The 14,488-nt window shown below is 56.4% G+C and carries 16 protein-coding genes; 10 read left to right on the top strand and 6 right to left on the bottom strand.

The genetic code is table 11. The features are described from left to right. Positions 1-113 precede the first annotated feature (113 nt). Genes RUA4292_RS24870 through phnG form a run of 4 tightly spaced genes read right to left on the bottom strand, consistent with a single transcriptional unit; the run spans position 114 to position 2,412 of the window. The gene (locus RUA4292_RS24870; RefSeq protein ID WP_158507077.1) at positions 114-287 is read right to left on the bottom strand and encodes a hypothetical protein; all 174 of its coding nucleotides are present in this window, start codon (positions 285-287) and stop codon (positions 114-116) included. Beyond that, complete coding sequence (locus RUA4292_RS21315; RefSeq protein ID WP_058279423.1) at positions 284-1,375, bottom strand: carbon-phosphorus lyase complex subunit; 1,092 nt, start codon at positions 1,373-1,375, stop codon at positions 284-286. Before RUA4292_RS21315 ends, RUA4292_RS24870 begins: the two co-directional genes overlap by 4 nt. Positions 1,376-1,378: 3 nt before the next feature. After that, complete coding sequence (gene phnH, locus RUA4292_RS21310) at positions 1,379-1,954, bottom strand: phosphonate C-P lyase system protein PhnH (protein ID WP_058279422.1); 576 nt, start codon at positions 1,952-1,954, stop codon at positions 1,379-1,381. After that, positions 1,951-2,412: a phosphonate C-P lyase system protein PhnG gene (gene phnG / locus RUA4292_RS21305; protein ID WP_058279421.1), complete on the bottom strand. Its 462-nt coding sequence runs from the start codon at positions 2,410-2,412 to the stop codon at positions 1,951-1,953. The genes phnH and phnG overlap by 4 nt, the downstream gene beginning before the upstream one ends. A 103-nt stretch (positions 2,413-2,515) precedes the next feature. Between phnG and phnF the strand changes: the two genes are divergently transcribed. The 10 genes from phnF to RUA4292_RS21260 all read left to right on the top strand — a co-directional run bounded on the left by phnF (position 2,516) and on the right by RUA4292_RS21260 (position 12,616). Then, positions 2,516-3,226, top strand: coding sequence for a phosphonate metabolism transcriptional regulator PhnF (gene phnF / locus RUA4292_RS21300; RefSeq protein WP_058279420.1), 711 nt, complete (start codon positions 2,516-2,518; stop codon positions 3,224-3,226). Between the two features lie 60 nt (positions 3,227-3,286). Beyond that, positions 3,287-3,436 carry a hypothetical protein gene (locus RUA4292_RS24865; protein ID WP_158507076.1) on the top strand — a complete coding sequence of 50 codons (150 nt, stop codon included), beginning with the start codon at positions 3,287-3,289 and terminating at the stop codon, positions 3,434-3,436. Between the two features lie 33 nt (positions 3,437-3,469). Further along, entirely contained in the window at positions 3,470-3,691 is a 222-nt protein-coding gene (locus RUA4292_RS21295; protein WP_199520032.1) for a hypothetical protein, read from the top strand. An 8-nt stretch (positions 3,692-3,699) separates the two neighbouring features. Then, a complete protein-coding gene (locus RUA4292_RS21290; RefSeq protein WP_058279419.1) occupies positions 3,700-4,761 on the top strand; it encodes a glutathione S-transferase C-terminal domain-containing protein in 1,062 nt (353 codons plus the stop codon). A gap of 66 nt (positions 4,762-4,827) precedes the next feature. Then, entirely contained in the window at positions 4,828-5,904 is a 1,077-nt protein-coding gene (locus tag RUA4292_RS21285; protein ID WP_058279418.1) for a PLP-dependent cysteine synthase family protein, read from the top strand. Positions 5,905-6,208: 304 nt separating this feature from the next. Beyond that, positions 6,209-7,648, top strand: coding sequence for an alanine/glycine:cation symporter family protein (locus RUA4292_RS21280; RefSeq protein WP_058279417.1), 1,440 nt, complete (start codon positions 6,209-6,211; stop codon positions 7,646-7,648). Continuing rightward, positions 7,626-8,585, top strand: coding sequence for a glutaminase (locus RUA4292_RS21275; protein ID WP_058279416.1), 960 nt, complete (start codon positions 7,626-7,628; stop codon positions 8,583-8,585). Before RUA4292_RS21280 ends, RUA4292_RS21275 begins: the two co-directional genes overlap by 23 nt. Before the next feature lie 254 nt (positions 8,586-8,839). Further along, positions 8,840-10,507 carry a sulfatase-like hydrolase/transferase gene (locus tag RUA4292_RS21270; RefSeq protein ID WP_058279415.1) on the top strand — a complete coding sequence of 556 codons (1,668 nt, stop codon included), beginning with the start codon at positions 8,840-8,842 and terminating at the stop codon, positions 10,505-10,507. A gap of 63 nt (positions 10,508-10,570) precedes the next feature. Beyond that, positions 10,571-11,815, top strand: a complete 1,245-nt coding sequence (locus RUA4292_RS21265; protein ID WP_058279414.1) for a DUF3179 domain-containing (seleno)protein — start codon at positions 10,571-10,573, stop codon at positions 11,813-11,815. Between the two features lie 48 nt (positions 11,816-11,863). Next, entirely contained in the window at positions 11,864-12,616 is a 753-nt protein-coding gene (locus RUA4292_RS21260) for an outer membrane protein (RefSeq protein ID WP_233493512.1), read from the top strand. Positions 12,617-12,636: 20 nt separating this feature from the next. On the opposite strand, the gene RUA4292_RS21255 is transcribed toward RUA4292_RS21260, so the two are convergent. Beyond that, entirely contained in the window at positions 12,637-13,362 is a 726-nt protein-coding gene (locus RUA4292_RS21255) for an MbnP family protein (protein ID WP_058279412.1), read from the bottom strand. Continuing rightward, positions 13,362-14,483, bottom strand: coding sequence for a cytochrome-c peroxidase (locus RUA4292_RS21250; RefSeq protein WP_082637215.1), 1,122 nt, complete (start codon positions 14,481-14,483; stop codon positions 13,362-13,364). Before RUA4292_RS21250 ends, RUA4292_RS21255 begins: the two co-directional genes overlap by 1 nt. Positions 14,484-14,488: the final 5 nt, after the last annotated feature.

Raw genomic sequence — 14,488 nt, 5'->3', positions numbered from 1 at the left:
CGGTTGGCGTGCGCACGGACTCGCCGCCCGGTAGAAACCTGCGACGCCCGTAAGGCAGGTTTGGTAGTTCGCCAGCCTGGTTTGCCCAAGTGGGGAAGCAGACGCAGTCCAGATCATAAGCGACCCCTTGCACACAGCTCGGCCTCCAACACTTGAGGAGAGGTAGAGTGGACGCTGCTTTTGCGAACGGACTGCGCGGCGTCTTCGGACGCCAGGTCCTCGGCCCATGCCAAGTGGGGCTGCCAGTCGAGCAACAGATCACCGATATCAAACATGGCAGCCCTCATTCTGCTGCCTCCTTTGGCGTGATCCGCTCTTCGGCCTCACGGCGCAGTTTGCGGACCAGTTCCAGTTCGGACTGAAAGTCGACGTAATGCGGCAGTTTGATATGTTCTAGGAATCCGGTCGCCTGAATGTTGTCCGCGTGGCTGAGCACGAATTCCTCGTCCTGCGCGGGTGCGCCCAGATTGTCTTCGCCCAACTCTTCCCAACGCAGGGCGCGATCCACCAAAGCCATCGCGATGGATTTCCGTTCAGACTGACCAAACACCAAACCATAGCCACGGGTGAATTGCGGGGGTTCCGTCTTGGAACCTTTGAACTGGTTCACCGTCTCGCATTCGGTCAATTCGATTTCGCCGATGTCGATGGCGAAACCCAGTTCCGGGATGTCCATTTCCACTGCGACCTTACCGATCCGCAACTCACCGACGAATGCGTGGTTACGGGCGTAACCGCGTTGCGTTGAATAGGCCATGCCCAGTACAAACCCCTCATCCCCGCGGGTCAGGGATTGCAGGCGCAGGGGGCGGTTCGACGGAAGCTCCATCGGTTCGCGGGTCAGATCACCCGGGGTAGTGTCACTGGCGGGTTCATCCTGAATGATGTCCTCGCCCTTCAGGAACTCAGTGATATGCGGCGTCGCCTCGGTGCGGGGTTGCGCCGTAGGCGCAGCCGGAACCTCACCTTCTGCGGCCAGTTTGAAGTCCAGCAAGCGGTGTGTGTAATCAAAGGTTGGCCCCAGCACCTGCCCGCCCGGCGCATCCTTGAACGTGGCCGAAATCCGGCGATCACACGCCATCTCATCAGTCTTAACCGGGTTCGAATAGCCAAATCGCGGCAATGTCGTTCGGTAGGCTCGGATCAGAAAGATCGCTTCGATCAGATCACCGCGCGACTGCTTGATAGCCAGGGCCGCCAAATCGGGGTCGTACAACGACCCCTCGGCCATCACCCGATTGACCGCCAAACCCAGCTGTTCCCGGATCTGGACGATGCTCAGTTCGTCAATGTCGGTTGCGCCGCGTCTTTCTTCCGCCAACCAGGCATGTGCGTTTTCGATGGCCGTCTCGCCACCCTTGACTGCAACATACATTGCCTAGGCCCCCACACTGATTTGGGAACTGCGAGGCAGGGCCGCCACCCGGTCGCCGCAGGTAAAAAAGAAGTCACATCCAAGCGGGTACAAGTCCGCGTTGGCCTGCAATGCCGGGGCATCCGGCAAGGATAGCCGCGCAGTGTCTTTGATCCCCGGACCACTTAGAATAGCACCTGCTTGTTGCAGCGCGTCACATTCAACAATCAAGGTGGCCGAGCGATCCGGGTATTCTGCGGTACCGATACGAAATGATCCCAGTGGGCTGAGCTCGGCCCAAGTCCCTACGGCGAAATCTGCTACAGCAGCCTGTGAAATGGGCGCACCTGTGTGAAAGGTCAGCCACTCGCGCACCCCATCGGTGTTGAACGCGCCCGCCAGATGGACCTTTGTCTCGGGGTCACACAAAGTCAGCAGCAAGGTTCCTGCTGCGATCGATAGGGGTTTTGGCGGTCGCGCACCCCTCAGGTCACGGATTTCTCCGGGCTGGGCCATTACGGTCATGGCGGCGCGGAATGCATGCGCGGCCTGGACCGGTGCATTCTGAAAACCCCCGAAAAATTGGGTCTGCGCCGTCATGTGTCCTCTCCCCTTACCATGGTGAAAAACTCAACCTTCGTCGCTGCGGCTTTGGAGGCGCGATCTGTTCTGGCGGACTGTATCTGACCCTCGAGCGGCGCGATCACTTGGTCATGAACTGCACCCGCAGCCGAGGTCTGCATCAAAGCATCAATCAATGCGGCCGCCTGGGCCTTGGACTTGGACCGGCCCTGCACGTATCCATGCCCAACCGTTCCATCCTGCAGCACCAGAGAACACCGCGTGACGGTCATTTCGCCAATGTTGAACCGAGCGCCAGTGCCACCAGTGCGTCCGCGCACCATGACGCCGCCCACTTCGGGGCTGCGCAGCCATTCAAAATTCGGGCGTACTTCGTACTTGTCCCAAAGGGGCATCAGCGCGCTTTCGGGCGCACGCGCCAGCAGGCCCATCCAGTCCTGTCGCGTTGCCTTAGAATTATATGTTTGATCTGTCATCAAAGCCTCTTGGCCGGGTTGTCTACGTGATCTATACAACTAGACAAATACTATATCCCGCTGCTGTAGCTGGCAATCCGCAACCTTGTGAAGATTTGATGACATGAGAAAAACACCTGTCTGGAAAAGCATCGCCCTGAACCTGACATCCGACATTGCGGAAGGTCGGTACAACACCGGCGACCGGCTGCCGACCGAGGCACAACTGGCGGCAAAACACGGGGTCAACCGCCATACGGTACGGCGCGCGTTGTCGGATCTGGCGGACCAAGGTCTGGTGCATGCCCGTCGCGGCGCCGGTGTCTTTGTCGCGGCCCGTCCGACCGATTATGCCATCGGCAAGCGCGTCCGATACCACAAGAGCATCTCGGCCAGCGGTAAGATTCCTGGCAAAAAGATACTTACGCTCACAACGCGCGCCGCAGATGAAACAGAAGCAGAGGCCCTGGAGATCGCTTCCGGCGACCAGGTACACGTATATGACGGACTGTCTCTGGCGGATAGGCAGCCAATCGGGCTGTTCCAAAGTGTCTTTCCCGCGGACCGCTTGCCCGGCATTCTTGAGGCGCTATCAGAGACAGAATCGGTAACGAAGGCTTTGCAGCACTGCGGTGTTAAAGATTACACCCGTATCTCAACGCGCCTGAATGCGCGCGCGGCGACGGCAACACAGGCCCTGCACCTGCGACTGACAGAAGGTGCGCCTGTACTGTATTCCGTCGGCATAAACGCAGATCCCAATGGTCTGCCGGTTGAATTTGGGCGAACCGTATTTGCCGGAGATCGGGTCACCCTGACCCTGAACGAGGACTAGGCCGCAACGACTCTCCCGCCCGTCTTCGACCTCCTAACGGAAGTCGCACCCCGTTGGGCATTGTTCCAATCCCCCCAAGGGCAGGTCTATCATGCGTTCGGTGACGTCGTTGTGGTGACGGTTAGCGCGTCAGCTCATGCTGGGTTCCAGATGGTGCTGACACAGGAACGTCTGCCATTCACGGCTGATGAACTGGGAGCCCTGAACTGAGTGGGCGGTGACCTTGCTTGCGGACAAAAGGTTTTGGAAAAGGACCATGCCGACCTCGATCTGGTCCTTGACCAATACACACGGACGGCCAATCGTGTGATCAAGCTCATTCAATTGGATGAGGATCAGGCTCGATCCGAGGTCGGGACCCTGCACGATACATCACAGGCCATCGAGGCCTTTCTGAAACGGCACCTAAGCGATGAGGAAGACCTTGCGGTTCCAATCATCCTGCACCACCGCCTAAGAGGATAAGGCCACGCATGACCGACCATTCCAAACAGGAAGATCAGACCCATGCCTCAGAACGCCGCGCACGAGGAGAGTTCGTGCGCGGCGTCAGTGGATTCCGACATGCTATCGGCGATCCAGAGTTCCCGGCTGAACCAGGGCGCTATCACCTGTTTGTTGCGCTGAATTGCCCATGGTGTCATCGGGTGACGCTGGCGCGCAATGTGTTGGGTTTGCAGGACAGCATTTCGATGGATGTGGCCTTTCCCAATCGCACCACAGAAAACGACCCAGAGGGTCCGAACAACTGGCAGTTCGCCCCCGAGCTTGTTGCTTCGGCAACTGGGGCGACGTTGCCTGAATGCACCCTGGAAACCGCAACGGGACAAGGTTTCAGGTTGGTTCGCGAAATCTACCGGGCTGAAGGCTCAGAAGAACGTTCAGTTCCGATCCTGTATGACAAAATAGCCGGCCGTATCGTGAACAATGAAAGCGCCGAGATCATTCGAATGCTGAATGGCAATGCGGCGCTGCTGGGCAGCTACTGCAATGAAGCCAACCGGCCCAACCTCTACCCGGATGATCCTGCGATCCGGGCTGAAATTGACGAACTGAACGTTCAAATCTACGTCGCCATCAACAACGGGGCATACAAGGCCGGGTTCTCGTCTGATCAAAACGTCTATGCCACCAGTTTCGGGACTTACTTCAAGACATTGGCGCAGTTGGAAGATCGCTTGGCCAGCGATGGCAGACCTTTTCTAACCGGGGAGCGATTTACAGAAGTCGATCTGCGCCTTTTCCCGACGCTCTACCGCCACGACCCTGTTTACTACGTGCGAATGAAGCTGAACGGCGCCAAGATCCTTGACTACCCGCATCTCTGGCGCTGGCTTTGTCGCGTCCATGACCTGCCCGGGGTGGCGAACAGCAGTTCACTGGATCACTGTCGGCAAGGGTACTTCGGCCGAAGCTGGAATGGTGTTATTCCCGCAGGCCCGTTTGTTCCCATGGCATATCCCGAAGCCTATGGGCATCCTGAACTGACGGTCCAGCGTGTGACCCCGCCGCTCATTCCCAAGACAAATGTTTAAAGCGCCGAAGCAGCGAACTTGGTATAAACTGGCACGGATTTTTCCAACCAAGAGAGGGATATTGCCATGGGAATTCGGCAGACTGAGGGACGCAAACGGCTTTATGACAGTGTTCTCGATACCGTAGGTGACACGCCCTGCATTCGGATCAACAAGATCGCGCCGTCGCATGTGACGGTCTATGTGAAATTCGAGGCTTTCAATCCTGCAGCTTCGGTCAAGGATCGTTTGGCGCTGAACATTATCGAGGCGGCGGAACGTGACGGGCGGCTGAAACCCGGCCAGACCGTGGTCGAGGCCACATCAGGCAACACTGGGATCGGCCTTGCGATGGTGTGTGCTGCCAAAGGGTATCCTCTGGTGTTGACCATGGCCGACAGCTTCTCGGTAGAACGCCGCAAGCTGATGCGCTTTCTGGGGGCGAAGGTCGTGCTGACGCCGCGCGCGCAAAAGGGCTTTGGCATGTATGTCAAAGCCAAGGAACTGGCCGAACAGAATGGATGGTTTCTGGCCAGCCAGTTCGAGACGTCGGCAAATGCCGATATTCACGAGAACACCACTGCTCGAGAAATCATGGCAGATTTCGAAGGTGAGCGGCTGGATTACTGGGTCACCGGCTATGGCACCGGCGGGACCGTTTCCGGTGTCGCACGCGTTCTTCGCGCAGAGCGCCCCGGCACGAAAATCATCCTAACAGAACCCGCCAACGCGGCGATTGTGTCATCGGGTTATACAAACACCCGCAACGAGGGCCACCAACCCACGGAAAGCCATCCGAATTTTGAACCTCACCCCATTCAGGGCTGGACCCCAGACTTTATCCCATGGGTTCTGCAAGAGGCGATCGACAAGGATTACTATGATGAATTGATCCCTGTCCCCGGTACCGAGGGGATTGAATGGTCCAGACGGCTGGCGTCGGAAGAAGGGATTTTTACGGGAATATCTGGTGGCTCGACGCTTGCTGTTGCTATGAAAGTGACCGAGCAAGCGCCACAGGGATCCGTTTTTCTGGTGATGTTGCCAGACACGGGCGAGCGCTATCTCTCCACACCTCTTTTTGACGGGATCGAAGAAGACATGACCGAAGACGAGCGCGTGATTTCGATGTCGACACCTTCGGCACAGATGGCCGCTGAATAGGCAAAGCACACTTCATCTGGACGCTTCTATGACTATGGCATTCGGGACTGCCTGCGCCCCGAATGCGCTTTTCGCAGCGCGCTCACAACCTTCGGAACACGCAGGTCAGTCTGTAGTTGAAGCCGCGCAAAAAGACGTCATCCGAATGAATTCTCATCGTTAAATCAATTGTATATGTCGGGACGTTTCGCCGATTTTCGGGTTTGAAGCTTGACTCGACAACCCTCCCTTCGTGCATGATGGCCGAATAAGCATCGTATTTTAGCTGCTTTTTCGAACGGTCTAAGTTCTCAGGAGGCGGACGATGGAAGCAATTGTTAACGGCATTAACTCTATTCTTTGGAACTACGTCCTGATCTACGGGTTGCTCGGCGTCGGCATATTTTTCACCATTCGTCTGGGTGCGCTGCAGTTTCTACATTTCGGCGAGATGATCCGCGTCCTTACCTCGTCCAAATCCACTGACAAACGCGGAATTACACCGTTTCAGGCACTGACCGTTAGTCTGGCGTCACGCGTTGGCACCGGAAACCTGGCCGGTGTCGCCGTGGCTTTGACCCTGGGTGGCCCCGGCGCAATTTTCTGGATGTGGATCGTAGCCTTGGTCGGGATGGCCACGGCTTATTCCGAAAGCACACTGGCGCAACTTTACAAGGTCACGTCTTCGAACGGGCGGTTCCGTGGCGGTCCTGCTTTTTACATGGCCAATGCCCTGAACGCGCCCTGGGCCGGGGTGATCTTTTCGATCTGCCTGATCGTCAGTTTCGGCCTGGTTTTTGTCGCCGTCCAATCCAACTCAATCGCTGAGGCGTTCGAAGGCGCGTTTGGGTTGAACAAATTGATTGCTGGTCTGGCGCTGGCGGCTGCCGCTGCTGTGGTCATCTTTGGCGGCATCCGAACCATTGCGCGCTTTGCCGAAATCGTCGTGCCGCTCATGGCCGGGCTTTACCTGTTGCTGGCCTGTGTTGTCGTTGTCCTGAACCTGCCACAGGTGCCTGCAATGCTGTGGTCTATCGTTGCAGGAGCCTTTGGCCTTCAGGAAGCCGCAGGCGGCGTCACAGGTGGCGTGATGGCAGCAGCGCTCAATGGTATCAAGCGCGGGTTGTTTTCAAACGAAGCTGGCATGGGCTCGGCCCCCAATATCGCGGCCGTTGCCACGCCTGCTCCGCATCATCCTTCGAGCCAGGGTTTGGTCCAGGCGTTTGGCTGTTTCGTGGATACAATATTGGTCGCCACCGCGACCGCATTGCTGATCCTGCTGTCTGGCGCCATCGAACCGGACGGAGCCACCGGTATGCGGTTAACTCAGGATGCGGCAGCGGTCCATCTGGGTGAGATCGGCCGCCATTTTATCGCAATCGCAATCGTGTTTTTTGGCTTTACGTCGATATTGGGCAATTACTCATACGCAGAAAACGCCATGACGTTTCTGAAGTTGGAAGGCAAAGTGCCTATCTACATCTTGCGCCTGGGTTGTCTTGCCATGGTCGTCTGGGGCGCGGTGCAAGCGGTCAGCACAGTGTTCAATTTTGCAGATGCAGCCATGGGCGTAATGGCAACCATCAACCTGGTCGCCATCGTGCTGCTGTCGGGCACGGTGTACAAACTGACCTTGGACTATTTCACACAGCGCAGACAGAATCTTGAGCCCCGCTTTGTGGCAAGCAAATTCCCTGAATTTGACAAAGGCGTGGATCACTCAGTCTGGACGGAGGAGGCATATGCCGAGACCCAGCGTGATTGAAACCGGTGAGTTGCAGGTCATTTTGGATGACATCGCCGATCGCGTTGCCGGCATGTCGGAACGCGGGAAGGTCGCCCAATATATTCCCGAACTTGCCAGCGTTGACCTGAACCAGTTCGGCATCGCTGTCGCACCCATTGACGGCGCGCCTGTTTCGGCCGGAAATGCGGACACGCTGTTTTCCATTCAAAGCATTTCCAAGGTTTTTTCGCTGACAGAGGCCCTGCAACATGTGGGCGCGACCCTTTGGCAACGTGTGGGGCGCGAACCTTCGGGCGATCCGTTTAATTCAATCGTCCAGCTCGAACATGAACGTGGAATTCCCAGAAACCCGTTTATTAACCCCGGCGCCATCGTCGTGGCCGACGTTCTGCTAGAAGACCGAAGCTCTGATGAGGCGGTCAACGATGTACTGAACCTTTGCCGGACGCTCGCAGAGGATGCGTCCATTCAAGTGGATGAAGCCGTTGCAGACTCCGAGATGCGGACAGGGTCCAGAAACAGGGCACTTGCGCATTTCATGAAAGCCGAGGGAAACCTAAAAGCGCCGGTCGAAGACGTTCTGTCGCTGTATTTCCGCCAATGCAGCATCGCCATGTCGTGTCGTCAGTTGGCGGTTGCGGGCCGCTACTTGGCCGCCGCAGGCCAGAACCCTGCAGACGGTTCAACCGTTCTGTCCGCGCAGCGCGCCCGCAGAGTGACTGCGCTGATGATGATGTGTGGATCTTATGACGCCTCGGGCGAGTTTGCATTCCGCGTCGGGCTTCCCGCCAAAAGCGGTGTCGGCGGCGGCATCCTGTGTATTGTTCCAGGCGTCGCAGCGGTCACAGCATGGAGCCCGGGACTGGACGCAAAAGGCAACTCTCATTTGGCAAGCATTGCATTTCAGGAACTGGTCCGCGCGACCGGATGGTCGGTGTTCGGGCCAAGTGTTTGACTGCCGAAACACACGGTTCACCCACGCCGCTTCTCTCGTATATTTCGCGTGGTTTTGCGCAACCTTCTGGGGTTCCTCATGTCAGCCTCTAAGACACGTGGCATACGGCCCGCGTGTGACGGACTTTCCTAATAAATTGAGAGGTTACCTCCACCCGGCTTTTGCGACGTAGCGTTTCAACGGCAAATGTAATAATGTTTCAATATGACAAACAGCCTGCGCTGTGGAGTCGACATTCTGAAGGGGAGATTAGAATGAAATTGCAGTGTGTTTTTGTGTTGTCGATGGGCTTTGCCGCCTTATCAGCTGAAGCGCAGGAAAATCCAATTCAACACGATGCCGAGTATTACATCCTGAAGGCACAGCATGCAGAACAATGGGCGCAGGACGACTTAGCCGTAAACGAAGCGCTTGCCGCTTTTCGTGAGTCTAACGGTGGGAAAGCACCAAACATCATCAATATTCTTATCGACGATGTCGGCTTCGGCGACATGGGCATACCTGAACTTAACGCTGTGCGAGGATACGAAACCCCAAGTATCAATGCTTTTTCAGACGAAGCCATGCGGTTGGTCCGCATGTATACTGAACCTTCTTGCACTCCGACCCGTGTCGCACAGATGACAGGGCGATTGCCTGTTCGCATGGGAATGGGAAACACCTCGGTCGACATCTCCGGCTTTGGTTTGCCTGGGCAAGAGGTCACCTTGGCCGAGGTCCTGAAAGACGCAGGTTACGCGACCTCGCACATAGGCAAATGGCATATGGGGGATATCGCTGAAAGTTGGGCGATGAATCAGGGATTTGACTATGCCCAGCACGCGGTTCACCAACAGGGCCAGTTGGATATCTTCAATGATGATGGCGTGCGTGAACAGGTTTCGGTTGGTATAGGGGACTATGATCCAATCTACACTATCGACGGTTGGTTCCGCCCTGATCCGGCGGCGATGTTGACAGTAATTGAGGGCGAAGCCGGTAAACCTGTGCGTGAGATCCGCATGGAGCCCGGCGAACGCTGGGGGGCTGAAAAGTACGACCAGATGAATCAGGCGTTTCAAGACAAAACTCTGGACGAGCTGCGTCGCCTATCGGGCGGAGAGGAACCTTTTTTCCTTCAGTATTGGCCCATGATCCCAATCGACAGCACCCGGACCGGACGATTGGGACCAGAAAGCGCCAACGCGGGGCTTTTTGTCGACAAGATGCAACTTCTTGACCAATGGTTGGGTGAACTTTTTGAAGAGGTTGATACGCTGGGTGTTGCGGACAATACCATTGTGGTCGTGATGGGCGACAACGGGCATTTTACCAAATACTCCCCACAATCTGGTTTCTCGGCAATGATCTTTCGCGGAGGGAAAGGCGATACCAGTGAAGGCGGAATTCGTGTTGACGCTTTTATTCGCTGGCCCGGAATGATCGAGGCGGACGGGATGCTAAATAGTATCGTGCACGTCTCTGACTTGTATACGACCCTGGCGCGATTTGCCGGCGCAACCCAACATATTCCCCGGGATCGGCTGGTCGATGGTGTGGATCAAACCGCCGCCATCCTGTTTCAGGACGAACAAAAAGCCCGACGCGATAGCGTGATTGCCTATTCGATCCATACACCTCAGGCGATTATCAAGGATCAGCTGAAGCTGACTTTTCCAGGGTCGATCGAAAACGCTATCCTGGCGGATTTCTACAACCTCTACCGTGACACCCGCGAAGAGTACCCGGTTTCCACCGAAGTTGGCGCATGGGGCGGCGCAGAGTTTGTGCGTATTCTGGGGAGGCACATGGCCCGCAAAGAGAAATTCCCTGATACATCGCCCGCGTACGGCATCCCGTATGAAGGCATCGAAAACCTTCGCCCTGAAACGCAGCATGCGGTTGAAGCATTTAAGATCAAAGGTGCCTCTCCCCAACAGTAGGTCAGCGCCATTCGGGCATCGAACCCCTCGGGGCTTTTGAATTCGAACACTTAGGGTATCCACATGTTAGGTAACATCATTTTCGCTCTGGGTCTGGTTGTCTCGCTGGGTATAGGATTCGTCTATTTCCGCGATCTTGGCGACATTTCGCAAATGGTGCTTAGGGTTAAACGCAAAAACATGATCCGGTTTATCCGGCACGAATACCGCCTGATCGCAGTGGGGTTGAGCGGATTTGCCATCGCTACGCTTGCGCATTTCATTCTGGGCGGCGGCCCATTCTGGCTGTGGCTGGTCGCGGCGCTGCTGGTTTTAATTTTGTATGGCTTTCCCTATGTGTGGGTCCATCTGGGGCTGAGGAATCAACTCAACACTGCGGCCTTCTTTCCCATTTCCGAGGCGCGAAAATTCATAGGCCCGACCGCGCCGGTCATCGTTATCGAAAATAAAGGTCACGCCCGCGCGCACCCCGATGCGCAAATCATGCGGCCCCATTTGGCCGGCAATGCCGACGGGCTGGGTGGCGAAGATATCGTCATGACCTTTTGCGCGATGGCCAACCTTGGGCAAGGCTATGCCCCACGCATTGAGGGCAACCGACTGGATCTTGAAGTTCTGGCCCAACATGGCAACAACCTGATCCTGCGGGACAACGAAACCGGGGAACCGATCCAACAGATCTATGGATTCCGCGAGGCGGATCGCGATACTGGCGCGGATGGACCTGCCTGCCCTGTGCGCCCCAAAGCAAAGATGCAGCCCTGGCCCACGTATCGGATGACGTTCCGCGGATTTCAAAAAGCGTTTCCCGATGGTGAGGTGTATCTGAACACGCCCTCGCCCAACCCATTCTTGCGGCTGCTGGACATGGTGACCGAGATAACCTTTGGTTGGGGGATCGCGCGCCAGCATCAGGAAGATGCGCCAGTCATGGACAACATGGACAGCTCGGACAACCGGCTACCGAACAAGACCTATGTCTGGGGGATCACGATCGGCAACGACGCTGCCTGCTGGACCGATGATTTCGTGGTCGAGAATGACTGGATCGTAAACGCAAATGTCGGTGGGCGAGACGTGGTTGTCAGTCTGGACCCAAAATACGAAAGCCTTGGAGTTTGGTACAATGACAAAGGCCAGCCCATCACCCGCTGCGATTTCTGGGGAATGTCGGATCAAGGAAAACTGCAACGCGTCGAAACCCTGCGTGCCGGTGTTTTCTGGCATGTCTGGTCCGAGTTCTTTCCGGAAACCGATATCAACCGTGTCGGTGCGCGCGTACAACAGTCTGGCGAAGCCGCTGAATGAGTGAGCAATCAGATCAGATTGCCAAATTGGAACAAACGGAGGATCAAAATGGTCTTTAAGAGGGCAATAACAACCGCTGCGTGGGCCGTGGCGACCTGGATTCCAATGACAACTGCCGCTGTGGCGCAGCAGTCCGATTGGTCCTATGAGGCAACAATATACCTGTTCATGCCTGAAACGGAGGTTACGCAGGAAACAGCCCGCGGCACCGTTGATGGAACGCTGAGTTTCTCTGACGCGCTGAAGAATCTCGATTTGGCCTTCATGGGCGTCTTTGGTGCATCGAACGGGCGCTGGTCACTGTTGGCCGACTACAACTATGTGGACGTCTCTTTCAGCAATGACACGCCCGGTCCGGCAAGCTCTGGTCTTGAAACCTCTCTCACAACGCAATTTTTCAGCGGCTATGTTGGGTACCGGGCTTATACTACAGATACGTCCTACGTGGACTTGGTCGGCGGTTTCCGCTGGTTTCGGACGCAGACCGATTTCGCCGTCCTTCCCGGAGCAGCCCCCGGCCGGTCCGTCAATGTTGATGAAAGCTGGACAGACCCGGTCATCGGCGTCCGAGCCCGGGTCGCGTTCAACGACAGGTGGTCCGGCACTGGCTTTTTTGACTACGGCGGCTTCAGCAGCGACAGCGAAACATGGCAGGTCTTGCTGACTGCGGATTATGAAATCAACGACAGGTGGGTGATCCGCGGCGGTTATCGCTATATCTCTTTCGATCACGAGATTGACGGCAACGATTTCACGTTTGACCAGTCCGGCCCGTTGATCGGCGCGACCTATCGGTTCTGAGGGGCTTGCACGATCCGAATTCACCGAAACATCGGGGTCATCATGGTCGCGTAATTGTCGGCCAGCATGGCGGCGTCTTCGCGGTTGAATTTGACCGATGAGAGCTTTTGCAGATCAATTTGCGAAGGCCCGCCAAACAGCTTTGCAAGATCGACGTTCACGTGCAGGTCGGCATTGCCATCAGAACCGATATCCGGTGGCAACTGGATATCGACCTCTCGCGCGTTTTCCGAAAACCCAACGTGATAGACCAACGGCGAGACTTCTTCACCAATGCGCAGCGTTCCTTCCATCACGACGAATTTATAGCCGACCTCCCAATTCCATGCCATTTGACTGTTGGGATCAAGATCCCCGCGCACTTGGATCGAGCCATTGGCTTCTGGGTCTACGCCGATCATGAAACGGACGTGTTCAATGCTGCGCAGAGGAATGTCGTTCAGCCTGATCGAATGGATTGTTTCCGGATTGTCGAACCGGAGCAGGTGATAGCTGTCAGGCTCGGCAAACAGCGCCCCATCTTGCGAGAGGGTCAGGTTGCTAAGGTAAAACCGAAAGTCACGAACCCTGAACGTACCGGACCCGCCGGGGTTATCGTACACGAACTCATCAAATATCAACGGATCGTCACCCATCTTCGCATGAAAGGTCAAGGTGATCGACGTAGTGCGCTGAGGACCAAGAGCAAAGAACAGCGCTCCGCCAACGAACAACAGTATCGCTAGTCCCGTCATCCAAATACGCATCAGCCGTCTCCTTCGAACGGATTGGAAAACTGGGTGTTTGTTAGAAAACCCTCATCCGTCAGCGTGTTCAGGAACGCGATGATGGACTGAACCTCACCGGGCGTCATCCGCAGGCCCACAGTGTTTTGCCCGGCCTCTGGCGCATTGTCGGCCTCAAGGATCAAAGGGCTGAGCGTATCGCTGACGACAATCCCGTCATTGTAGTGATCCATGACCTCTTCCAATGTCTCGAACCGGCCATCATGCATGTAGGGCGCGGTTACTGCGATGTTGCGCAGTGTCGGCACTTTGAAGAAGCCCTTGTGCGCCGGATTGCCGGTCACGGCCATCAGGCCATCCGGCAGGTCGTCATCGGAATCCAGCCCATTGTTTGAAAACCCATCCAACGCGTCCCGAAACCCGGAAGTCAAAAACTGGCTGTGGCAGTCGATGCAGTTCCCACCACGCAATGAAACCTTGGTGTCCGGATGCGCCATGAATAGTTTGCGGCCATGTTCTTCCTGCGCGGTCAATCGCACTTCGCCCCGCAGAAACCTGTCGTATTTTGAATCCGTCGAAATCAGCATTCGCATGAAGGTCGACAACGCCCGGGCCACGTTTTCGGCGCTGACTTCCCCGTATGCCTTGCGGAACATCCGTCGATAGTCGCGGGATGCCTGCAGTTCCGTGATCAGCGCATCCAAGTCCTGGTCCATCTCGTCCGGGTGTTGAATCGGCATCAAAGCCTGCGCTTCCAACGACGTTGCGCGACCGTCCCAGAAGAACCGCTCTTGGCCCCAAAGAAGGTTGATCAAACTCATGGAGCTGAACTCCAGCTCTCCGCCCGACAATGCGGGCGACTTTGCCAGACCATCAGTGAAGGCAAGAGCCTGCATATGGCATGTCGCGCAGGACACCTGATTGTTGCCAGACAGGATCGGGTCGTAGAACAGGTGGCGCCCAAGGGCAAAGGCCTCTTCCGTCAGCGGGTTGTCCGGCGGCACAGCAAAGCGTCCGAAAACAAAAGGCGCCGAGAAGCCAGCAATCGGCGTCGCCGTCGACCCGCGTGCGCGGTCCCAGAAAACCCACGCCGTCGCCGCGACCATCACGGCGACGGCCGCTGTCAAAAACACCCGAAGCATAACGC

It is taken from the genome of Ruegeria atlantica (genome assembly GCF_001458195.1).
GTDB classification, from domain to species: Bacteria; Pseudomonadota; Alphaproteobacteria; order Rhodobacterales; family Rhodobacteraceae; genus Ruegeria; species Ruegeria atlantica.
The sequence above is the reverse complement of the archived record's forward strand: the minus strand, read 5'-3'. Positions and strand labels throughout refer to the sequence as shown.